21 protein-coding genes and 2 tRNA genes are annotated in these 19,162 nt (G+C 59.1%); 7 read left to right on the top strand and 16 right to left on the bottom strand.

Annotated features, from left to right (window positions below; genetic code table 11):
* Positions 1 to 50 precede the first annotated feature (50 nt).
* The 7 genes from yihA to rpmH form a co-directional block, all read right to left on the bottom strand.
* Positions 51 to 698, bottom strand: coding sequence for a ribosome biogenesis GTP-binding protein YihA/YsxC (yihA, locus tag ACYBHZ_RS02230; protein ID WP_460272549.1), 648 nt, complete (start codon positions 696 to 698; stop codon positions 51 to 53).
* A gap of 17 nt (positions 699 to 715) precedes the next feature.
* Positions 716 to 2,530 carry a membrane protein insertase YidC gene (gene yidC / locus ACYBHZ_RS02225; RefSeq protein WP_460272548.1) on the bottom strand — a complete coding sequence of 605 codons (1,815 nt, stop codon included), beginning with the start codon at positions 2,528 to 2,530 and terminating at the stop codon, positions 716 to 718.
* A 103-nt stretch (positions 2,531 to 2,633) separates the two neighbouring features.
* Positions 2,634 to 4,169 (bottom strand): putative bifunctional diguanylate cyclase/phosphodiesterase, encoded by a 1,536-nt coding sequence (locus ACYBHZ_RS02220; protein ID WP_460272547.1) that lies wholly within the window; start codon positions 4,167 to 4,169, stop codon positions 2,634 to 2,636.
* A gap of 78 nt (positions 4,170 to 4,247) precedes the next feature.
* Positions 4,248 to 5,129, bottom strand: coding sequence for a tRNA 2-thiocytidine(32) synthetase TtcA (gene ttcA / locus ACYBHZ_RS02215; RefSeq protein ID WP_460272546.1), 882 nt, complete (start codon positions 5,127 to 5,129; stop codon positions 4,248 to 4,250).
* On the bottom strand, positions 5,122 to 5,388 hold the full coding sequence (gene yidD / locus ACYBHZ_RS02210; protein ID WP_460272545.1) for a membrane protein insertion efficiency factor YidD: 267 nt from the start codon (positions 5,386 to 5,388) through the stop codon (positions 5,122 to 5,124). The genes ttcA and yidD overlap by 8 nt, the downstream gene beginning before the upstream one ends.
* The gene (rnpA, locus tag ACYBHZ_RS02205) at positions 5,385 to 5,834 is read right to left on the bottom strand and encodes a ribonuclease P protein component (protein WP_460272544.1); all 450 of its coding nucleotides are present in this window, start codon (positions 5,832 to 5,834) and stop codon (positions 5,385 to 5,387) included. Before rnpA ends, yidD begins: the two co-directional genes overlap by 4 nt.
* A gap of 35 nt (positions 5,835 to 5,869) precedes the next feature.
* A complete protein-coding gene (rpmH, locus tag ACYBHZ_RS02200; protein WP_043868490.1) occupies positions 5,870 to 6,004 on the bottom strand; it encodes a 50S ribosomal protein L34 in 135 nt (44 codons plus the stop codon).
* A 280-nt stretch (positions 6,005 to 6,284) separates the two neighbouring features.
* Between rpmH and ACYBHZ_RS02195 the strand changes: the two genes are divergently transcribed.
* From ACYBHZ_RS02195 to ACYBHZ_RS02180, 4 genes are all read left to right on the top strand, one after another.
* Positions 6,285 to 7,019: a TVP38/TMEM64 family protein gene (locus ACYBHZ_RS02195; RefSeq protein ID WP_460272543.1), complete on the top strand. Its 735-nt coding sequence runs from the start codon at positions 6,285 to 6,287 to the stop codon at positions 7,017 to 7,019.
* The gene (locus tag ACYBHZ_RS02190) at positions 7,016 to 8,389 is read left to right on the top strand and encodes a dihydrolipoyl dehydrogenase family protein (RefSeq protein WP_460272542.1); all 1,374 of its coding nucleotides are present in this window, start codon (positions 7,016 to 7,018) and stop codon (positions 8,387 to 8,389) included. The genes ACYBHZ_RS02195 and ACYBHZ_RS02190 overlap by 4 nt, the downstream gene beginning before the upstream one ends.
* A 16-nt stretch (positions 8,390 to 8,405) precedes the next feature.
* Positions 8,406 to 9,839 (top strand): sensor histidine kinase, encoded by a 1,434-nt coding sequence (locus ACYBHZ_RS02185; protein WP_460272541.1) that lies wholly within the window; start codon positions 8,406 to 8,408, stop codon positions 9,837 to 9,839.
* A gap of 78 nt (positions 9,840 to 9,917) precedes the next feature.
* Positions 9,918 to 9,994, top strand: a tRNA-Arg gene (locus ACYBHZ_RS02180).
* A 600-nt stretch (positions 9,995 to 10,594) separates the two neighbouring features.
* Here ACYBHZ_RS02180 and ACYBHZ_RS02175 read toward each other — a convergent pair.
* A tRNA-Ala gene (locus tag ACYBHZ_RS02175) sits at positions 10,595 to 10,670 on the bottom strand.
* Between the two features lie 150 nt (positions 10,671 to 10,820).
* Positions 10,821 to 11,138, bottom strand: a complete 318-nt coding sequence (locus tag ACYBHZ_RS02170; RefSeq protein ID WP_460272540.1) for a TIGR02300 family protein — start codon at positions 11,136 to 11,138, stop codon at positions 10,821 to 10,823.
* A gap of 161 nt (positions 11,139 to 11,299) precedes the next feature.
* Here ACYBHZ_RS02170 and ACYBHZ_RS02165 point away from each other — a divergent pair, with 161 nt between their 5' ends.
* The 3 genes from ACYBHZ_RS02165 (at position 11,300) to ACYBHZ_RS02155 (ending at position 13,618) form a co-directional block, all read left to right on the top strand.
* Positions 11,300 to 12,010: a M48 family metallopeptidase gene (locus ACYBHZ_RS02165; RefSeq protein ID WP_460272539.1), complete on the top strand. Its 711-nt coding sequence runs from the start codon at positions 11,300 to 11,302 to the stop codon at positions 12,008 to 12,010.
* A gap of 31 nt (positions 12,011 to 12,041) precedes the next feature.
* On the top strand, positions 12,042 to 12,695 hold the full coding sequence (locus ACYBHZ_RS02160) for a GntR family transcriptional regulator (RefSeq protein WP_460272538.1): 654 nt from the start codon (positions 12,042 to 12,044) through the stop codon (positions 12,693 to 12,695).
* Positions 12,696 to 13,147: 452 nt separating this feature from the next.
* A complete protein-coding gene (locus ACYBHZ_RS02155) occupies positions 13,148 to 13,618 on the top strand; it encodes an acyl-CoA thioesterase (protein ID WP_460272537.1) in 471 nt (156 codons plus the stop codon).
* A 6-nt stretch (positions 13,619 to 13,624) separates the two neighbouring features.
* On the opposite strand, the gene ACYBHZ_RS02150 is transcribed toward ACYBHZ_RS02155, so the two are convergent.
* The 7 genes from ACYBHZ_RS02150 to odhB form a co-directional block, all read right to left on the bottom strand.
* Entirely contained in the window at positions 13,625 to 14,479 is an 855-nt protein-coding gene (locus ACYBHZ_RS02150; protein WP_460272536.1) for a hypothetical protein, read from the bottom strand.
* A gap of 132 nt (positions 14,480 to 14,611) precedes the next feature.
* Positions 14,612 to 16,006, bottom strand: coding sequence for a dihydrolipoyl dehydrogenase (gene lpdA / locus ACYBHZ_RS02145; RefSeq protein WP_460272535.1), 1,395 nt, complete (start codon positions 16,004 to 16,006; stop codon positions 14,612 to 14,614).
* A gap of 91 nt (positions 16,007 to 16,097) precedes the next feature.
* On the bottom strand, positions 16,098 to 16,493 hold the full coding sequence (locus ACYBHZ_RS02140) for an MAPEG family protein (protein ID WP_460272534.1): 396 nt from the start codon (positions 16,491 to 16,493) through the stop codon (positions 16,098 to 16,100).
* Entirely contained in the window at positions 16,493 to 16,885 is a 393-nt protein-coding gene (locus tag ACYBHZ_RS02135) for an MAPEG family protein (RefSeq protein WP_460272533.1), read from the bottom strand. The genes ACYBHZ_RS02140 and ACYBHZ_RS02135 overlap by 1 nt, the downstream gene beginning before the upstream one ends.
* Positions 16,882 to 17,220 carry a hypothetical protein gene (locus tag ACYBHZ_RS02130; protein ID WP_460272532.1) on the bottom strand — a complete coding sequence of 113 codons (339 nt, stop codon included), beginning with the start codon at positions 17,218 to 17,220 and terminating at the stop codon, positions 16,882 to 16,884. The genes ACYBHZ_RS02135 and ACYBHZ_RS02130 overlap by 4 nt, the downstream gene beginning before the upstream one ends.
* Before the next feature lie 94 nt (positions 17,221 to 17,314).
* The gene (locus ACYBHZ_RS02125) at positions 17,315 to 17,587 is read right to left on the bottom strand and encodes a hypothetical protein (protein WP_460272531.1); all 273 of its coding nucleotides are present in this window, start codon (positions 17,585 to 17,587) and stop codon (positions 17,315 to 17,317) included.
* A 70-nt stretch (positions 17,588 to 17,657) separates the two neighbouring features.
* A complete protein-coding gene (gene odhB / locus ACYBHZ_RS02120) occupies positions 17,658 to 19,160 on the bottom strand; it encodes a 2-oxoglutarate dehydrogenase complex dihydrolipoyllysine-residue succinyltransferase (RefSeq protein WP_460272530.1) in 1,503 nt (500 codons plus the stop codon).
* Between the last annotated feature and the right edge of the window lie 2 nt (positions 19,161 to 19,162).

Raw genomic sequence — 19,162 nt, 5'->3', positions numbered from 1 at the left:
GATGAGGTTTGTCCCTCAATACAAGGTTCCAGCGTGCAGGCCAAGCGGGCTCAGACGAGCGTCGCGATCACCGCGCGCAAGACGTCAACGCCCCAACCCTTTTCCGAGGAGGTGACGATCATCTCCGGGTAGGCGGCGGGGTGTTTGGAAACTTTCTCACGGACCTGCGCGATCACTTTCTCCCGTTCCTTTTCCTTCACCTTGTCGGCTTTGGTCAGGACAGCTTGAAAGGGGACGGCGGATCTGTCCAGGAGGGTCATGATCTCCTCATCGACCTCTTTGACGCCGTGGCGGCTGTCGATCAGGACGAAGGCCCGGCGCAACGTGGCGCGGCCAGAGAGGTAGGCTTTGAGCAGGCGTTGCCATTTCTCGACGGTTTTCACCGGGGCTTTGGCGAAGCCGTAGCCTGGAAGGTCGACGAGGTAGTGGCTGTCCGCGCAGGTGAAGAAGTTGATCTCCTGCGTCCGGCCCGGCGTGTTCGAGGCCCGTGCCAGTGCCTTGCGTCCGGTCAGGGCGTTGATCAGGCTCGATTTGCCGACGTTGGAACGGCCTGCAAAGCAGACCTCAAGCCGGTCATCGGGCGGCATGCCATCCATGGCGACGACGCCTTTGAGAAATTCTGTCTCGCCCGCAAACAGCAAGCGGCCCTTTTCGAGGGCCGCCGCATCTGGTTCAGCGATGGGAAAGTGTAAATCCATCGGAGATTATCGCCTAATCAGGCGTCCTTTTTCTTGATCCTCAGCGAGCGCAGGACATTGCCGAACACATCGGGACGGTGACCGTGGCTCCACATGATCAGGTATTGCTGAGTGAAAGTGATCGTGTTGTTCGCGATCCAGTAAAGCACCAGACCCGAGGCGAAGTTGCCGAGCATGAACATGAAGACCCAGGGCATCCACGCCATGATCATGGCTTGGGACGCGTCGGTCGGGGCCGGGTTCAGTTTCTGTTGCAGCCACATGGAAATCCCGAGCAGGATCGGCAGGATGCCGAGCGAGAGGAAGCCGAGCATCGAGGTGTGGTCCGGAGCTGCATAGGGCAGAAGGCCGAAGAGGTTCAGGATCGAGCTGGGGTCCGGCGCGGAGAGGTCGCGGATCCAACCGACCCACGGCGCGTGGCGCAGTTCGATGGTGACGAAAATCACCTTGTAGAGCGAGAAGAACACGGGAATCTGCAGCAGGATCGGCAGACAGCCGGAGGCCGGGTTCACCTTGTTCGTCTTGTAGAGCTCCATCATGCCGCGCTGAAGCTTTTCACGGTCATCGCCAGCAGCAGCTTTGAGTTTTTCCATTTCCGGCTGAAGCTCTTTCATCCGGGCCATGGAGACGTAGGATTTGTACGCCAGCGGGAACATGATGCCCTTGATGATCAGCGTCAGAACGATGATCGACCAACCCATGTTGCCAATCAGGCCGTGCAGAGCGTGCAGGATGCGGAAGATCGGCTTGGTGAAGAACCAGAACCAGCCCCAGTCAATCGAATCGACGAAGTGGTAAAAGCCCATGTCGTCTTGATAGTGTTTGATCGTCTCCCATTCTTTCGCACCGGCGAAAAGGTAGGAGGTGGAGGCGTAGGTCGCACCGGCGGCCACATCTACCGTCGGCATGCGGGTTTCGACCTGATAGATGTCGGCGTTGCCAACGTATTTCGCGACGGAGGTAAAGCTCTGACCCGGTGCAGGCACCAGCGTGGTCATCCAGTTTTTATCGGTGAAACCAGTCCAGCCGTTTTCCTGAACCTGAATGATCGAGGCTTGGCCGGATTCACGGGCGTCGAAATCGAAGTCGGCGATGTCCTTGTATTTCTCTTCATCAAGCTCCTTGTCGGAGAGGCGGACGAGTCCTTCGTGAAGCACGAAATACTTGGAAACCTCGGGCGTGCCGTGACGCGCGACAACGCCATAGGCAAAGAGGCGCGCGGTGGCGTCAGAAGTGTTTTCAATCGACTGGGTGATGGTGAACAGGTAGTTCTCGTCGATCTCAATTTTACGATGGAAGATCAGACCGTTGCCATTGTCCCAAGACAGCGTGACCGGGGTTTCCGGGGTCAGGGTAGAGCCATCTTCCACGGTCCAGAGCGTGTTGGCGCCCGGCACGTCGTCGATGGTCAGGGAGCCGCCCGGAGCCCAGCCATAGGTGGCGTAATAGGGGGCCTCTGCGCCAACAGGTTCAAGCAGGGTGACATCTTCGTCGCTGTCAATTTCGACTTTGTAGTCTTTGAGCGACAGATCATCGATCCGGCCGCCAACCAAAGAAATCGAGCCCAAGACGCGGGGGGTCTCGATGGTCACGCGCGGCGCGTCTTCGACCTTTTCAATGGTCTCGCTGCCGGTGCTTGCCGCAGTATTCGCTGCTGAGGGTGGAGCCACAGCGACGCCGGAAGCATCAGCTTGCGTCGTGGCCGTCGTTTCGGTCACAGCCGCAGTCGGCTCAGTCGTCGTTTCCGGTGTCGGAAAAAGAATGGTCCAGCCAAGCAGCACAATGCCGCTCAGCACAATGGCAAGAATCAGGTTCTTGTTTTGATCGTCCATGGGGCCGCCCGATTTTGGAATTCAGTCCCGGGAGGTTCAACCTCTCAGAAGGCCCGAGGTCAAGCGGTTTTGGCTTTTTCTCTTGGAAAAGGCCGGAAAGTGATCAACTGGCGTGTCGCCCGATCCGTGGAGTCTCTGCGAGTTTGCATTTGTGCTTTTCCATCCATTCGAGCGCCTGCTCGACCGGAAGTGGGCGCGAGATCGAGAAGCCCTGAACATCTGTACACCCGAGTTGGGCGAGCATGGCATGTTCCCCGCCCGTTTCGACGCCTTCGGCCAAGGTCTTTAGCCCCAGTCGCTCCGCCATCGTCAGGATTGCGGCCAACATGTTTTGCTGCTCCCGGTCCAGATCGCAGCGTGAAACATATGAACGGTCAATCTTGATCCGGTTCACCGCAAAGCGCCGGATGTTGGCGATGGAGGCATGGCCTGTCCCATAGTCATCGAGATCAATCCCGCAGCCCATTTCCCTCAGAGCGGATATGTTACGGATGATCGTATCATTGTCTGAGGACGAGATGACGCTTTCGAGGATTTCGATCGTGAGGCGGGAGGCGGGCACTTCGAAGCGGTCGAGCTCCCAGCGGATTCTCTCCACGAATTTCGGATTCGCCAAATCGGTGGGAGAGAAGTTGACCGAGACGGCGGGAATGTGAAATCCAGCGCGATCCCAGGACTTGAGCGCCATCAAGGCATGATAGAGGATCACCTCGCTGAGACGTTCAAGCAGGCCAAGCTCCTCGATGTCCGACATGAACTGATCTGGCGCGAGCGCGCCCTTCTCAGGATGCTCCCAACGGGAGAGGGCCTCCATGCCAGAGACTTCGCCGGTATCCGTCGAAATCTGCGGCTGAAACCACGGTAGAATTTGCCCGTTCTCCAGCGCATCTCCGACGTCGGCATTGATCGCGCCGCGTTCCAAGGTGTGCGGAGTGAGTGTCGATGAATAGCAGCGTATCGACCCCGGCCCGCTATGGCGCGCATTGGCGACGGCGATTTCAGCGGCGTCCAGAAAAGCCTGACCGGATGCGGCGGGGGCGCGGCAGGGGAGGCAGAAGCCGATGGAAGCCGTCGTGAAAAGTTTCTGGGCGTTGATCGAGAAAGGTTCCGACAGCGCTGCCTGAATGCGGGACGACAGTTGAATGAGGGTCTCCAGATCGGCGTTTCGGATCGGCGCCAGGGCAATCGCGAATTGTGCGCCATTGAGGCGGGCCACGATATCGAGATCGCGAAGGGCGCTTTGAACCCTGCGTGCGGCGCTGATCAAAATTTCTTCGCTGGCGTTGGTCCCCAACGTCTTACTCAGGTTCTGGAAGTCATCGATTTCCACCACGAGACAGGCCGTGGTGCGTCCGGTGGCCTCTCTCTCGTTCAGAAAACTGTCCAGCATTTCGATCAAGGTTTTGCGCAACGGCAGGCCTGTTACGCCATCGCGCCCGGGGTAGGCGTGGCGTTGCCTCACAGAACCCATGCTCAAAATCGCGGCCAAGGCCGGGAGGAGCAGGGCGCAGAGGATCAGAAATTCTTCGCCTCCGAACCAATAGGCCCCAAGGCTCAGCGCGGGAATAAACGCGAGTGTCTGTGGCCCCGTCAGGGCATCACGCAGGCGATGAAGCTTGTCTGCGATGGCATTCGGCATTTTGCATCCCCTGGTTGCGATATGGGCCCGCTGGGCCCGCGACTTCCGGGAGGATGGAGCAAGAAAGTGGCCGGTTCGTTAACGCAGCTTCGGAATTTCCATCGAATTGTCTTCGTTTTCCGGTGTCTCGCCGCGTTCCGACAAGGCAAGCCCAAGGAAATCAAAGAGTTTCGGGTCCATCATATGCGACGGGCGAATATTGGTCAGGGCCTTGAACATGACCTGACGGCGGCCGGGGCTGTTCTTTTCCCAACCGTCTAGGATTTGTTTGACCTGCTGGCGCTGTAATCCGTCTTGCGAGCCGCAAAGATCGCAGGGGATGATCGGATAATTCATCGCGCGGGCGAATTTCTCGCAATCCTCTTCGGCAACATGTGCGAGGGGACGGTAGAGGAACAAATCGCCTTCTTCATTCACCAGTTTCGGCGGCATGGTCGCAAGGCGTCCGCCGTGGAAGAGGTTCATGAAGAAAGTTTCGAGAATGTCATCGCGGTGGTGGCCGAGAACGACGGCGGAGCAGCCTTCCTCGCGGGCGATCCGGTACAGGTTGCCGCGCCGCAGACGCGAGCAGAGCGCGCAAAAGGTACGGCCTTGGGGAACCTTGTCCATCACGATGGAATAGGTGTCCTGATACTCGATCCGGTGCGGCACCTGCATCTTTTCCAGAAACTCGGGCAGGACGGTCGCGGGAAAGCCCGGCTGGCCCTGATCGAGATTGCAGGCAACCAGTTCCACCGGCAACATGCCGCGCCATTTCAACTCATAGAGAGCGGCGAGCATGGTGTAGCTGTCCTTGCCGCCCGACAGGCAGACAAGCCATTTCGCGCCACGTTCCACCATGCCGTATTGCTCAATCGCCTCGCGCACATTGCGGATGATCCGCTTGCGCAGTTTCTTGAACTCCGTGGTGGAGGGCGCGCCGTGGAACAGCGGGTGGATGTCGTCGAGATCGTCAAGCATCGGGCGATTCCCCGGTGGTGTGTTTATGTTTGGATTTAGGCTCGGGCACGGGATCATAGCCCATGCCGCCAAGCGGGTGGCAGCGCCCGATGCGCCGGATCGCCAGCCATGTGCCCTTCAACGCGCCGTGTTTCTCCAGCGCTTCCATTGCATAGGCCGAGCAAGTCGGCTGATAACGGCAGTTGTGCCCGACGATCGGTGAAAACACCTTGCGATAGGCGCGCACGGGCAGGGAAATGACAAAGGCGAGCGGGGTCATGATTTGTCTCCATGAATTTTCCTCAGAGCATATCTGAGGTCTTTCAGCAGGAGATCAAAGGGCCGCGCGCTTGTGTCGCTTTTCTTACCGATAAGGACATAGTCCCAGCCATCCTGACCCAGTTCCGGGATCAAAAGACGCGCGGCTTCGCGCAAGCGCCGTTTGGCGTGATTGCGGGCGACGGCATTGCCGACTTTCTTGGAGCAGGTGTAGCCGACGCGAATCCCGCTTGCGGGTTCACCGTCGCCGCGTTTGCGGCCCTGCAAAAGGAAACTGCCGGTGCCTTGGCGGCGGGCGCGAGCGGCTTTCAGGAAATCACTGCGCTTGCGCAGAGTGTCCATGCTGGCCGCTTCGGATGAGGCGTCATCCGGGCATGACAAAACCGCCGGTTGCGACCCGTGGGCTCCGGCCTTGGCCATTGCTTGGGGTGCGTCCGGCGGTGTCATCAGCTTTGCCTAAAAAGGCCGTCCCTGAGCGTGGATTACGCGGACAGGGACTTGCGGCCGCGAGCGCGGCGAGCGTTCAGAACCTTGCGGCCGGCTTTGGTGGCCATACGCGCACGGAAGCCGTGGCGGCGCTTGCGGACGAGGTTGCTCGGTTGATAGGTGCGTTTCATCGCGCCATCTCCATCGGTTGCGTTGGGGCCCAAATCTCAAAGCCGTCTTGCGACATGGCAAAGGGATTCGAAGGCGAGTAATCGTTCGAAGCCCTGCCAATAGGAGGCTCTTGGGCTGTTGTCAATTCTCATGAGGCGGGATTCTGTAACAAATTGCCGCTCATGACCCGAAAGCTCTGACAGATCATCACTGAGGCGTGAGGCGCAGGGCAAAGGGCTGGTGCTGTCATGCGCGATTGCGCATGCTTCTGCAACCATATCAACGGGGAAAGGCAGATCATTGGAACGGCGGCGGGATCAAGGCGGTAAGCGGCATGTGCTCGCTCTGGGTCTGCTTGCGGGCGTGGCGCTGTGTTTGGCCATGCTGTTCCGGGATCATCTGAGCTTTGAGGCCCTGTCAGAGAATCGCGCGCATCTTCTGGCCTACACAGAGCGTCACCCCGTCTTCTCCGTGTTGGTCTTTATTACGATTTACACGGCGATTGTCTCTCTCTCCCTTCCGGGCGCAACGATTTCGACACTGACGGGAGGCTTTCTCTTCGGACTGTTCCCCGGTGTGCTCTTTAATATGACCGCCGCTGTACTTGGCGCGTCTCTTTTGTTTCTTGCGGCGCGTTGGGGGCTGGGGGCTTGGCTGGCGGCCAAGATCGATGGTTCGGATGGACAAATTCATCGCATCAAACAAGGCATCGACGACAATCAGTGGTCGATGCTCTTTTTGATCCGGTTTCTCCCCGTGGTGCCGTTTTTTGTCGGCAACCTCATTCCCGCGCTGCTCGGCGTGCCGTTCTATCGGTTCGTGATCTCCACCGCGCTGGGCATTATTCCCGGTGCTTTGGTCTATACCTCTGTCGGTGCCGGACTGGGGGATGTGTTCGAACGCGGGGAGGCGCCGGACCTTGGCGTGATTTTCGAACCCTATATTCTCTTGCCGCTTCTCGGGCTTTGTCTGCTCGCACTCTTGCCGGTTCTGTGGAAAGCTTGGCGACAGCAGACGGGCAACGAGGCGATATGAAAAAGATCAGAACCGACATTTGCGTCATCGGAGCGGGCTCCGGCGGATTGTCCGTGGCTGCTGGTGCGGTTCAGATGGGCGCGCGAGTTGTCCTTGTCGAGAAGGGGGAAATGGGGGGCGATTGCCTGAATACGGGCTGTGTGCCTTCCAAAGCTCTCCTTTCTGGCGCGGCGCGAGGGATGTCCTTTGATGAGGCCATGGCCCATGTGCGCGAAACCATCGCAACCATTGCCCCTCATGACAGTCAGGAGCGTTTCGAGCGCCTCGGCTGCATGGTGATCCGGGCGGAGGCGCGCTTTATCTCGCCCAAGTGGCTCGAAGCCGGGGGCTATCGGATCACAGCGCGCCGCTTTGTGATCGCGACCGGCTCGCGGCCCTTTGTGTCGCCAATTGAAGGGCTGGGAGAGGTTCCCTTCCTGACAAACGAGACGGTTTGGGAGCTAAAGGAATGCCCAGAGCATCTGATGATTCTCGGCGGTGGCCCCATCGGGATGGAAATGGCGCAGGCTTTCCGGCGACTTGGGGCCGATGTCACGGTTGTCGAAGCGGCGCGCTGTTTGGCGCGGGAGGATGTCGGGGCGGCGGAGCAAGTAAAGCGCGCGTTGCAAAAAGAAGGTGTGCGCTTGCTTGAGGAGACCAAGGTGACGCAGGTGTCGGGGCAGGGGGGCGATCTGATGCTAACCTTGTCCGATGGACAACCCCTTCATGGCACGCATCTTCTTGTTGCCACGGGGCGGCGGGCCAATGTCGAAGCCTTGGGGCTGGAACAGGCGGGCGTGGGCTGCGGCAAGGACGGTATCCGAACCGAGCTGACCCTGCGGACTTCCAACCGGCGAATTTATGCGCTGGGCGATGTGCTCTCCGATCATCCCCGTTTTACCCATGTGGCGGGCTATCAGGCGGGCGTTGCCATTCGGGGGCTTCTGTTTGGTCTGCCAGCGAAGCTGCGCGAGGATCATATCCCACACGCGACCTATACCGATCCGGAATTGGCCCAGGTTGGGCTGACGGAAGCCGCCGCGCGCGCGCTTTACGCCGACAAGCTCGAAGTCGTCCGCGCCGAAGTCGCTGGCAATGATCGGGCCATCGCGACGGGACGTGCCGGCGATGGTTTCATCAAGGTGATGGTGGTCAAGGGCCGTCCCGTGGGGGCGACGATTGTTGGCCCGGATGCGGGGGAATTGATCGCCTTTTGGTCGCTTGCGATCTCCGCAAACCTTAAGATGAGCGCCCTTGCAGGGATGGTTGCGCCATATCCCACACTGGCTGAGCTTAACAAACGCGCGGTAAGTGCCTATTTTACCCCGAGACTTTTCGACAATCGAAAGGTCAAATGGGTCGTGAAGGCGATTCAGAAGCTTGTGCCATAGGCCAGACAGAGGTGCGATGAGACTGCCCCGATTCCTCAACACGCTGACAGGGCGTTTCTTGATGCTGACGATCATCTTCGTGATGGCCGCAGAAATCATGATCTTCGTGCCCTCCGTGGCGCGTTTCCGTGAGGACTTCCTTTTGTCGCGTCTGGAGCGGGCGCAGATCGCCTCCTTGGCGCTTTTGGCCAATGACAGTCTCGATATGGACCTTGAAGACGAGCTTCTGGCCAATGCCGGGGTCTACAACGTCGTGTTGCGCCGCAATGAGATCCGGCAATTGGTGTTGTCCTCTCCCATCCCCGAACAAATCCACGCCACCTATGATCTGCGCGATGCGGGTGGGCTTGAGCTGATCCGCGATGCGATGGTCACCCTGTTCGATCCCGAAGAGCGGGTAATTCGCGTGATCGGCGATCCGGTGAAACAGGCCGGCCTGTTGATCGAGGTGACCTTGCCCACCGCGCCTTTGCGTGTGGCGATGCTCGACTATGGCCTGCGCATTCTGTTGCTCTCTGCGGTGATCTCTTTCCTGACCGCGGGTCTGTTGTTTCTCGCGGTGCGCGCCTTGCTTGTGCGGCCGATCAAACGCGTGGTCGATGCGATGACCTCCTATGCGCAGGCCCCGGAAGACACACGTCGGATCATCGAGCCGAATGCGAAAGTCGCCGAACTGCGCGAAGCGGAAGCGGCTCTTAAGGCTATGGAAACCGAACTCACCGCCTCCCTGCGCCAGAAAGAGCGTCTTGCGCAGTTGGGCGGCGCGGTCGCGAAAGTGTCCCACGACCTGCGCAACATCCTGACGACGGCGCAGCTTTTCACCGACCGGCTTGAAATGTCGCAAGACCCCTCAGTGACGCGCTCGGCACCGAAACTGGTGAACTCGATCCAGCGCGCGGTAAACCTCTGTGAAACCACTCTGGCCTTCGGGAAAGCCGAAGAGCCCGCGCCGACCCTGACCGGTGTGCGTCTGGCGGAGCTGGTGGGAGAGGTGATTGAGGGCGAGCGTCTTGCGATTGGCGAATTCGACCTCTCCTTCTCCGAAGATATCCCCGCGACCATGGTTGTCCGTGCCGATCATGAACAGATGTACCGTGTGCTGTCCAACCTCGTGCGCAACGCGCGTCAGGCGATCATGGCCACGGGCGCTTGTGGCGAGATTTCTGTGGCCGCGCGCGAAGACGAAGAAGAATGGGTGCTCTCTGTCACGGACACCGGGCCGGGCCTTCCGCCGAAGGCGCGGGAATACCTGTTCCAGCCCTTCCAGGGCGGCACGCGCAAAGGCGGCTTTGGTCTTGGGTTGGCGATTTCCGCCGAGCTGGTGCGAGGGCATGGCGGTCGGTTGTTGCTGAAGCGTACGGATGAGGCCGGGACGGCCTTTGAAATCCATTTGCCGAAAGGCTTCTCTTTGATGGCTTCTGATGAGGGGAAAACTGCTCGCGAGACGTAAGAGAGAAAAGTTTTTCAAAAAAATGACGATGACCTCTTGCGCCCCTCGAAGACTCTCTGTAAATCGCCCCTACCCCGCGCGCTGGTAGCTCAGTTGGATAGAGTACTTGACTACGAATCAAGGGGTCGGGGGTTCGAATCCTCCCCAGCGCGCCACTATCCTCCTCGTTGAATGTCAGATGGAAAACGACCTGATCGTCAGGTTTGTGACCCAATTTGACGGTTTGGCAAATACCTCCCCGCGATTCCCGGGATGCATTCGCTGAGATGTGCCAGCTTCTGCTGTGGCGAGGCATTTATCACGTCGTTTGCTGTGGAAATTCGTTTCGCTCGGAACTTGGTCGGAGCACGGTTGCTTGTGTCTTTGCTGCCGGAGAGGCCCTTGAAGGGCGAGGGAGGATTCGCGGCACAAATCCGTAAGCACTTTGATAAAGCGTTTCGACTTAAACCTGAATCAGGGTTTGAGCAGAAACGCGGTGCAACGTCCAAGCGGAGCGGGCGTTTCGACTTTATGTGATAGATCAAGTTAAAGTCGAAACGCTTTAGGGTTTTGTCTTGGTGTTCTGTGCGCGCGGAATGGAGCGCCTTCGAGCGTTATCTGGCCGTGCGCGTGCTGAGGGCGGGGGGCGATAACGCGAAATGGGCGTGGATCACGGAAGCGTGTGATTGTGAAGAGATGGCAGCGCCAGTATGGGCCGCAGGAGCAATTTCTTCTACGAGAAATGCAAACCAAACCTGTGTTTTCACGAGAAGATTTGGTGGAGCCTAGCGGGATCGAACCGCTGACCTCCTGCATGCCATGCAGGCGCTCTCCCAGCTGAGCTAAGGCCCCGTTGACCAGTTTTGCGCCGGTCCAGCGACTGTGCGGGTGGGCGTTTCCCGTCCGCCCGCGCTTCCTATTTTGTCTCGCTCAGGGTTGCAAGCGAAAAAATGACGGGCCTGAAAAAAATGCTAGAAAATTTTCAGGCCGTCTTTGCGACGATTAATTGTCGTCGTCGTCAGCCGCGACATCGGCGATGTCGTCGAGCGAGACGTTGTCGTCATCGTCGTCGTCATCGAGCAGATCGTCATCGATATCCATATCTGCGTCGTCTTCGACCAGCAGATCGTCATCGGTGTCGATTTCGTCTTCGTTCGTCGGCTGCGGTTTCTCGGCGATTGCGACGCGGGATTTGTTGTTCGCGTCGAACGTCACGATTTCACCGGTGTAGGGGGACACGATCGGGTCGCGGTTCAGGTCATAGAACCGTTTGCCGGTGGTGGGGCAAACGCGTTTGATACCCCATTCCTCTTTGGGCATGATGAATCCCTTTCGTTAATCACTGATCCATTGTGGAGATTTTGCGGGCCATGCCATATCGGGAGAGAGGTGTCAAAGGCTTTTCCCTCAAAATCGCGTAAAGACGGTGGTCTGCGGCGCTGACGCGGGGTATGGCAGGGGAAAGCAGGGAAAGGGCAGGAATGAGCGTGATCCGATTGCAAGGCGAGCCGACGGTCTGCGTCACCCTACGCAGGTCTACCCGTGCACGCCGCCTGTCGCTGCGAGTCTCTCGTCTGGATGGGCGGGTGACGCTGTCTATGCCGACCCGGTTGCCCGAGCGGGAAGCGCTCGCCTTCCTTCATGAAAAGGAAGCTTGGATCCGAAAACATCTTGATCAGCGCAGCCCGGAGCAGGTGCCTGGTTTCGGGGCATATTTCCCGTTTCTTGGTCGGGAGGTCGAGATTGTTCCGGGCAAGGGCCGCCGCGCCTTGCTCAATGGTGACGCACTTGAAGTGCCGGGACAGGCGGAGACGGTGACAGCGCGGGTGCGGGCTTTTTTGAAGCTGGAGGCGCAGATGCGGTTGCGCGAAGCCTCTGATCGCTATGCCAAGGCGCTGGGAACCAGCTATGGCCGGATCACATTGCGCGATCCGCGTTCGCGCTGGGGCTCCTGCACGTCTGAGGGCAATCTGATGTATTCTTGGCGTCTCGTCATGGCGCCGCCCGCTGTGTTGGATTACGTCGCGGCACATGAGATGGCGCATCGGTTGGAGATGAACCATTCGGACCGATTCTGGGCCCATGTGGCGCGGGTCTGTCCGGAGCATGCGACCTATCGCAGTTGGCTCCGCACGGAGGGCGAAAAGCTCCATGCTTGGCGTTTTGAACCGGGGCTGTCCGAGACGGATTGACCTTGGGACAAACTGTGATCACATTGCGCGCATGATCCATCCATCACCCCGCCAAAACGACCACCCCTCCGCAGCCCATGATCGCGTCTATCGCGCCTTGCGCACCCGTATCATGCATGGAGAATTTCGGCCCGGAGAACCGCTGACGCTGCGCGGGATTGGCAAGATGTTCGATGTGTCGATGACACCGGCGCGAGAGGCGGTACGGCGGCTTGTGGCGGATGGCGGGTTGAACCTGTCGGCGTCGGGGCGCGTGACCACGCCGGAACTGTCGAACGAGCGTATTGAGGAGCTTGCATCGATCCGGGCGTTGATCGAGCCGGAACTGGCGTCCCGCGCACTGCCGCGCGCGCATATCGCGTTGATCGATCGTTTGCAGACCATCAACAGCGCGATTGCAGAGGCGGTCGCGAAACATGATGATGTAGGTTACATCCGCACCAATCTTGAGTTTCACCGCACGCTCTACCTACGGGCACAGGCTCCGGCGATGCTGGCTTTGACGGAAACCGTCTGGCTACAGCTCGGACCGACCATGCGGGCGCTTTATTCGCGGTTGAACCGGACGGAAGTGCCGCAGAACCACCGTTTGATCGTTGCGGCTTTGCGGGCCGGGGATGAGCCGGGCTTGCGGCTTGCTGTGCGCTCTGACGTCACGAAAGGGCTTCGGCTTCTGGCGGTCTGAGGGGCGGCTTTCCGGTCGGCTCTCGCCCTGTTGAGCTCTGATTTTCGACCCGAATGAAAAAAGTGAATTTTTTAATAAAAGATGCGACGGAAATTCTCCGCTGCGCCGTTTGTGTTTTTGAAACGCATGTAACGAGGTCGTAGATGCCCAATCTACATCAACAGTAGAGTGGATGAACGGAGGTCGGATTAACCGGCCGCCGAGATTTGCCGTGCCGGATTTTCGCAAGCTGCGGATGGTTCGGGAAGCGACTGACATGTGGCGGGCAGAAGGCTTTGCGTTCTGTTCGGGTGATCCGGTCCCAGTCACCCCCCCCCCCCGATGAAGGACCGGAGAGAAAGGATCACCAGCGATGGTGATCCTTTCTCACTTTAGAGCCTTGCGTGCCTCATCGGCTTGACTTTCCTGCACTGCAGAGTGTTATGCCGCATGGAACAGACAAGGAGACAGCGATGACACGCTATCTGGAAATGACCGAAATGATGACGCCGGATCTGGCGAACTTTTCGGGGAAAGTGCACGGCGGCGCGCTGCTGCGCCTGTTGGACCTTGTCGCGTTTTCCTGTGCGTCTCGCTATTCGGGCCAGTACGCGGTGACGCTCTCCGTCGATCAGGTGATGTTCAAACAACCGATCCACGTCGGTGAGTTGGTCCATTGCCGCGCCACGGTGAATTACGTCGGCCGCACCTCGATGGAGATCGGCATTCGCGTCGAGGCGGAGAACATCCGCACCCAGACCGTGCGTCACACCAACTCCTGCTACTTCACGATGGTGGCTGTGGACGACGAAGGCAAATCCGCGACCGTGCCGCACTTTACGCCGGAAACGGAGACCGACAAGCAGCGTTGGCGCGCGGCGGAACTGCGCAAGGAACTGCGGAAAGAGCACGCCAAGCGGTTGGAAGAGGCGGCGAAGGGGTAAGCTGCCTCAAGACAGGGCGTAATCTCTTTTCGTGCGCTCTAGGGCGAGCATGAAGTCTCCGCGCGAGAGCCCGAGTTTTTCTGCGATCTGCAATGCAATGGCATGCTCTTGCTCGTCGATGTCTCGATCAATGACCATCGTGCTCAGCACGGCGTCCAGCACCAGCATGTTCTCTTTGCCGCGCAGGCCAACACCGATTGTGTCCATGTCCGGGCCCCATTGCTGCGTGTCCTGTAACAGCTTGCGTACATGCTCGATGTCGACATATCGCCCCGTGATCGAATTGATATAGGCGGAGATATTGTAAGACTCCCGATCATCAATTTTCCCATCGCTGACCGCGACAGCACTCATGGCTGCCAGCATGTTGACGATCAGATGCTCGGATTGGGTCGAAGCCGCCTTGAAGGTCATTCGACGCGGCTTGTTGACCTGTTGCGCAATAAGTGCAGCGGCGATCGCGAAAACGATCCAGATGAGGCCCATGTGACCCCACAAAGCGGTTTTGAGTGGCAGTTTGGCAGTCTCGGACAATCCGGGTGAAATCCAGCCGGACGTCTGGAAGCTCTCAAAGCTTTCTTTGCTCAGCGCTGTGTATGTGTCGCCTTCACACTGATTTTGGCTGAGCACATAGGCTTTCGGTGTCAGGAACATCGGCACAAAGACGAAGGCGTCATATTCCGCGAGCACACAGAGTGAGGTTCCCTGAAATTCGTGCGCGGTTGTGCGGAGTTCCTGCACATAGATCAACCTGTCGCCGATCCGCCATATGTCCGTGTCGTGATAACGTGCATCTGCGGCGCGGGGAGCGCCGACCAAGAAGCAAAATAGCGAAAGAAAGATCGTTAAATGCTGTTTCATAACTCGTTGCTATACATAAAAGACCCTTGAAACTTAGCCTTAGGTTGCGGCGAGACTGTGACGATAAATGTGGGTTTCAGAATAAAAAAGGCGTCCGAAGACGCCTTTTTCTAACGTTTATAAGTCGCCCGATCAGGCGTGGATTGCGCCGTCGCCGCAGGCCAGGGCCGCTTCGCGCACCGCTTCGGAGAAGGTCGGGTGGGCGTGGCAGGTCAGGGCGATGTCTTGCGCGGAGGCGCCGAATTCCATCGCCACACAGATCTCGTGGATCAGATCGCCAGCGCCCGGACCGATGATGTGGCAGCCGAGAACGCGGTCGGTGTCTTTGTCGACCAGCAGTTTCACGAAGCCTTCACCCTGATGCACGGCTTTCGCGCGGGCGTTGCCCATGAAGGAGAATTTACCGGCTTTGAACGCACGGCCTTCTTCCTTGAGCTGCTGCTCGGTTTTGCCGACAGAAGCGACTTCCGGCGTGGTGTAGATCACGCCCGGGATCACGTCGTAGTTGACGTGGCCATGTTTGCCCGCAAGCACCTCTGCGACGGCCATGCCCTCGTCTTCGGCTTTGTGCGCGAGCATCGGGCCGACGATGGCGTCGCCGATGGCATAGATGCCCGGTACGTTGGTGGCCCAATGCGCGTCGGTTTTGATCTGACCGCGCGGGGTGAACTCGACGCCCAGCTCGGCAAGACCCAGACCATCGGTGAAGGGTTTGCGGCCGGTGGCGACCAGAACGACGTCCGCGTCGAGCGTGTGCTCAGAGTCGTCTTTCTTCAGTTTGTAGTTCACTTTGGCCTTGGTTTTCGCAGCTTCAACACCCGAAACGGCGGCGCCGAGGATGAAGTTAAAGCCTTGTTTGCCGAGAATTTTCTGGAACTGACGTTGCACTTCGCCATCCATGCCCGGAGTGATGAAGTCCATGTATTCGACAACGGTCACTTCCGCGCCGAGACGGGCGTAGACGGAGCCAAGCTCCAGACCGATCACGCCTGCGCCAATGACGACCATTTTCTTCGGGATCTTCGGCAGGGCCAGAGCGCCCGTGGAATCCACGACGATGCCTTTGTCATTGTCCACTTCGACACCCGGAAGGGCGGTCGGAACGGAACCGGAGGCGACGATGATGTTTTTGGCCTCATGGACCTCTTCACCGACTTTCACCTTGCCAGCCGCCGGGATGGAGGCCCAGCCTTTGATCCAGTCGATCTTGTTCTTTTTGAACAGGAATTCGATGCCGCCGGTGTTTTGGCCGATGACGTCGTCCTTGTATTTCTTCATCTGATCCCAATCGACGGACGGGGATTTCCCTTTGAGGCCCATGTCCGCGAAGTTGTGTTCTGCTTCGTGCAGCAGGTGCGAGGCGTGCAGCAGTGCTTTCGAGGGGATACAGCCGACATTGAGGCAGGTACCGCCGAGCGTTTCGCGGCCTTCGACAACGGCGGTTTTCAGGCCGAGTTGCGCGCAACGGATGGCGGACACGTAGCCGCCGGGGCCTGCGCCGATGATGATGACGTCATAAGATGCCATGGTCTTCTCCTTGGTCTTTATAGTCGTTTTCAGGTGTCGGACTTCTGTCGGACTTGCGTCGGACTTCCGTCGGGCATTTTTGGTTAAGCGCTCATACGAGCGCGGCGATAAACAGGGCGGCGCAGCACGCCATGGCGATCATCCAGATGTAGGACCTCCACGGTTTCCAGCCGAAGGCATAGGCGGGCACGTAAAGCACCCGTGCGATGAGATAGAGCGAGGATGCCGCTATGGTCACAGCACTCGACTGATCCGTCAGGTGGATCAGGAACACGCCCGCGGCGAAGAAGGGGAACATCTCGATGTGATTGTCATAGGCGCGCAGCATCCGGCCCGTCGTGGGGCGCATATCGCGCGAGGGGGCGTGATCGCGGGGGCTTGTGGTGTAGCCCGGCCCCAGATCGACATTCGCCATGTAGGAGGCCACCACGAATTGCGCGATGTGCAAAAGGCCTGCGAGGGCGAGGAGGGCCAACTCAAACGTCATCAGAAGAAACTCGCAACGATCATGGCAAAGGTGAAGAGGAGGCCGCCGGTGAAAATCAGCGAGCGCCACGGCACCCAACCAAAGGCATAGGCAGGCAGGTAGAGCGCGCGCATCGCCACGTAGAGCCATGCGCAGATCGCGGTGAAGACCGAATTGCTCTCGGTCAGCTGCACCAGCACCACGGCGATGATGAACAGGCCGATGTTTTCGGTATGGTTCGCAAGGGCGCGGCGCAGGCGTTTGGTGTGCTCGGAGAGCTTCTCATCCAGCCCTTCGCGCGTGCCGGTGTTGCCCTTACGCCCGATGTCTTTTTCCAGCGCCTTTTGAGACCACGCCACGGCGGCGAGGTGGATGAAGGCGGTGACGGCAAGGGCGGCGAGTTCCGGGGTCATGCAGTGGCTCCGTGGTGGCGGGGGCGCAGGGCGAGGGCGGCGATCACGACACAGGCGAGAACGCCGTCGAAAAGGCCGAGCGCGTTCGACAGGGCAAGCCCGCCGGAGATTGCGTGGATGTAATGCAGGAGGCTGAGGGCACCAGTGAGCAGCATCGCCCAGATCGCCGGACGGCGGAGCGCAAAGAGCACCCCGGCCAGCAGGGCGGTGTCCACCAGCAGCAGAAGAAGAGGAAGAACAGGCGCGCGTCCCATGGAGATGAAACCGACCAGCATCGGGAACCAGATGCCGCGCAGGGCCAGTTGGGCCCAAAGTGTTTGTCGGATGAGTGTCATCGCGTGGGGGCCTCACGATGCCAAGCAGGATGCGGCATCACGGGTGGGGTGATGTGCAAGGGGCCTGCGAGGGCGGGGAGGGTGAGGAGGGGAGTCATTTTGATCTCGCTCTCACGAACAGAAAGAGCGGATATATCCAGCCAACCAATGCATAGGCGAGCAGAGCTTTGTTTCTAGATGCCATGAAATGGTCGAGGCCATTGAGGCCGCCCATCATCAACTTGAGAGAGACAACGATCACACTGAGGAGCCACAATAATCCCCAAAACTTGATGGGCTTGTTCTTGTAGAACGCGGCTACCCGATCTGCGAATGCTGTGAGCTTCGGGAGCTCTTCGCGGGGATCTGGTTCAGGGCTGTAGCTCATCAAGGTACCATTGCTGCTTCGGAAATGGCCTCGGGCAAAGGTCAATCTGCCCGAGGCATAAAACTTTGTCTTACAGATCCATCAGCAGACGGCGCGGATCTTCGAGCGCTTCTTTGACGCGCACGAGGAAGGTCACGGCGCCTTTGCCGTCCACGATCCGGTGGTCATAGGACAGGGCGAGGTACATCATCGGACGGATGACGACCTGACCGTTGATGGCCATCGGACGATCCTGGATTTTGTGCATGCCGAGGATACCGGATTGCGGGGGGTTCAGGATCGGGGAGGACATCAGGGAGCCGTAAACACCACCGTTGGAGATGGTGAAGGTGCCGCCCTGCATTTCCGCCATGGAGAGCTTGCCGTCACGGGCTTTGCGGCCTTTTTCAGAGATCGCTTTTTCGATCTCGGCGAAGGACATGCTGTCGGCGTCACGGATGACCGGAACGACGAGGCCCTGCGGGGTGCCAGCGGCGACGCCCATGTTGACGTAGTTCTTGTAGATGATGTCCGTGCCGTCGATCTCAGCGTTGACTTCCGGCACTTCTTTCAGAGCGTGCACACAGGCCTTGGTGAAGAAGGACATGAAGCCGAGGCGCACGCCGTGTTTCTTCTCGAAGAGGTCTTTGTACTCTTTGCGGAGCGCCATCACCTCGGTCATGTCCACCTCGTTGTAGGTGGTGAGCATGGCGGCGGTGTTCTGCGATTCTTTGAGGCGTTTCGCGATGGTCTGACGCAGTTTCGTCATTTTCACGCGCTCTTCGCGGGCGACATCAGCGGCGGCGCGCGGAGCAGCCGGAGCTGCGGCCGGTGCCGGAGCGGCAGCCGGTTTGTTGAGCGCGTTCAGCACGTCTTCTTTCATGATGCGGCCATCTTTGCCGGTGCCGGAAACAGCAGACGGGTCGATGCCTTTTTCTGCCATCAGTTTGTTGGCGGAGGGGGCGTTTTCAACGTCTTTGCCACCAGCGGCAGCAGCCGGGGCCGGAGCAGCAGCCGGAGCGGCGGCAACAGCGCCTGCGCCGGAGGACAGTTCAGCCAGTTTGCCGCCAGCGGAGACGGTGTCGCCTTCGGCAGCGATGATCGCGGTCAGGGTGCCAGCGGCAGGGGCGGGCACTTCGACGGAGACCTTGTCGGTTTCCAGCTCGCAAAGCATTTCGTCGGCGGCCACCGTGTCACCCACGGCTTTGAACCAGGTGGCGACGGTGGCTTCAGACACGGATTCGCCGAGGGTCGGAACCATCACGTCGACGGTGGAGGCGGCACCAGCAGCGGCCGGTTTGGCTTCCATCATCTCGGAATGATGACGCGGAGCGACTTCTTCCGGACCAGCGTTGCCTTCCTCAGAAAGGGTGGCGAGCAGCGCATCAACGCCAACGGTTTCGCCTTCGGCAGCAACGATTTCACCCAGCACGCCAGCGGAGGGAGAGGGGACTTCGACGGTGACTTTGTCGGTTTCCAGCTCGCAGAGCATCTCGTCAACGGCCACGGTGTCGCCCGGTTTCTTGAACCAGGTGGCGACGGTGGCCTCGGTGACGGATTCACCTAGGGTTGGGACGCGGACTTCAACGGACATGT

This window comes from Celeribacter sp. ULVN23_4, from assembly GCF_054788345.1.
This window is presented reverse-complemented; position numbering and strand designations above follow the sequence as displayed.

Bases quoted from the DNA above. Each gene is read 5' to 3' on its own strand.
- ACYBHZ_RS02140 (WP_460272534.1), bottom strand. From the start codon at position 16,493: ATGACGTTTGAGTTGGCCCTCCTCGCCCTCGCAGGCCTTTTGCACATC.
- odhB (WP_460272530.1), bottom strand. From the start codon at position 19,160: ATGTCCGTTGAAGTCCGCGTCCCAACCCTAGGTGAATCCGTCACCGAG.
- ACYBHZ_RS02150 (WP_460272536.1), bottom strand. From the start codon at position 14,479: ATGAAACAGCATTTAACGATCTTTCTTTCGCTATTTTGCTTCTTGGTC.
- ACYBHZ_RS02155 (WP_460272537.1), top strand. From the start codon at position 13,148: ATGACACGCTATCTGGAAATGACCGAAATGATGACGCCGGATCTGGCG.
- ACYBHZ_RS02125 (WP_460272531.1), bottom strand. From the start codon at position 17,587: ATGAGCTACAGCCCTGAACCAGATCCCCGCGAAGAGCTCCCGAAGCTC.
- ACYBHZ_RS02130 (WP_460272532.1), bottom strand. From the start codon at position 17,220: ATGACACTCATCCGACAAACACTTTGGGCCCAACTGGCCCTGCGCGGC.
- rpmH (WP_043868490.1), bottom strand. From the start codon at position 6,004: ATGAAACGCACCTATCAACCGAGCAACCTCGTCCGCAAGCGCCGCCAC.
- yidC (WP_460272548.1), bottom strand. From the start codon at position 2,530: ATGGACGATCAAAACAAGAACCTGATTCTTGCCATTGTGCTGAGCGGC.
- ACYBHZ_RS02165 (WP_460272539.1), top strand. From the start codon at position 11,300: ATGAGCGTGATCCGATTGCAAGGCGAGCCGACGGTCTGCGTCACCCTA.
- ACYBHZ_RS02170 (WP_460272540.1), bottom strand. From the start codon at position 11,138: ATGCCCAAAGAGGAATGGGGTATCAAACGCGTTTGCCCCACCACCGGC.
- lpdA (WP_460272535.1), bottom strand. From the start codon at position 16,006: ATGGCATCTTATGACGTCATCATCATCGGCGCAGGCCCCGGCGGCTAC.
- ACYBHZ_RS02160 (WP_460272538.1), top strand. From the start codon at position 12,042: ATGATCCATCCATCACCCCGCCAAAACGACCACCCCTCCGCAGCCCAT.
- ACYBHZ_RS02220 (WP_460272547.1), bottom strand. From the start codon at position 4,169: ATGCCGAATGCCATCGCAGACAAGCTTCATCGCCTGCGTGATGCCCTG.
- yihA (WP_460272549.1), bottom strand. From the start codon at position 698: ATGGATTTACACTTTCCCATCGCTGAACCAGATGCGGCGGCCCTCGAA.
- ACYBHZ_RS02190 (WP_460272542.1), top strand. From the start codon at position 7,016: ATGAAAAAGATCAGAACCGACATTTGCGTCATCGGAGCGGGCTCCGGC.
- yidD (WP_460272545.1), bottom strand. From the start codon at position 5,388: ATGACCCCGCTCGCCTTTGTCATTTCCCTGCCCGTGCGCGCCTATCGC.
- rnpA (WP_460272544.1), bottom strand. From the start codon at position 5,834: ATGACACCGCCGGACGCACCCCAAGCAATGGCCAAGGCCGGAGCCCAC.
- ACYBHZ_RS02185 (WP_460272541.1), top strand. From the start codon at position 8,406: ATGAGACTGCCCCGATTCCTCAACACGCTGACAGGGCGTTTCTTGATG.
- ttcA (WP_460272546.1), bottom strand. From the start codon at position 5,129: ATGCTTGACGATCTCGACGACATCCACCCGCTGTTCCACGGCGCGCCC.
- ACYBHZ_RS02135 (WP_460272533.1), bottom strand. From the start codon at position 16,885: ATGACCCCGGAACTCGCCGCCCTTGCCGTCACCGCCTTCATCCACCTC.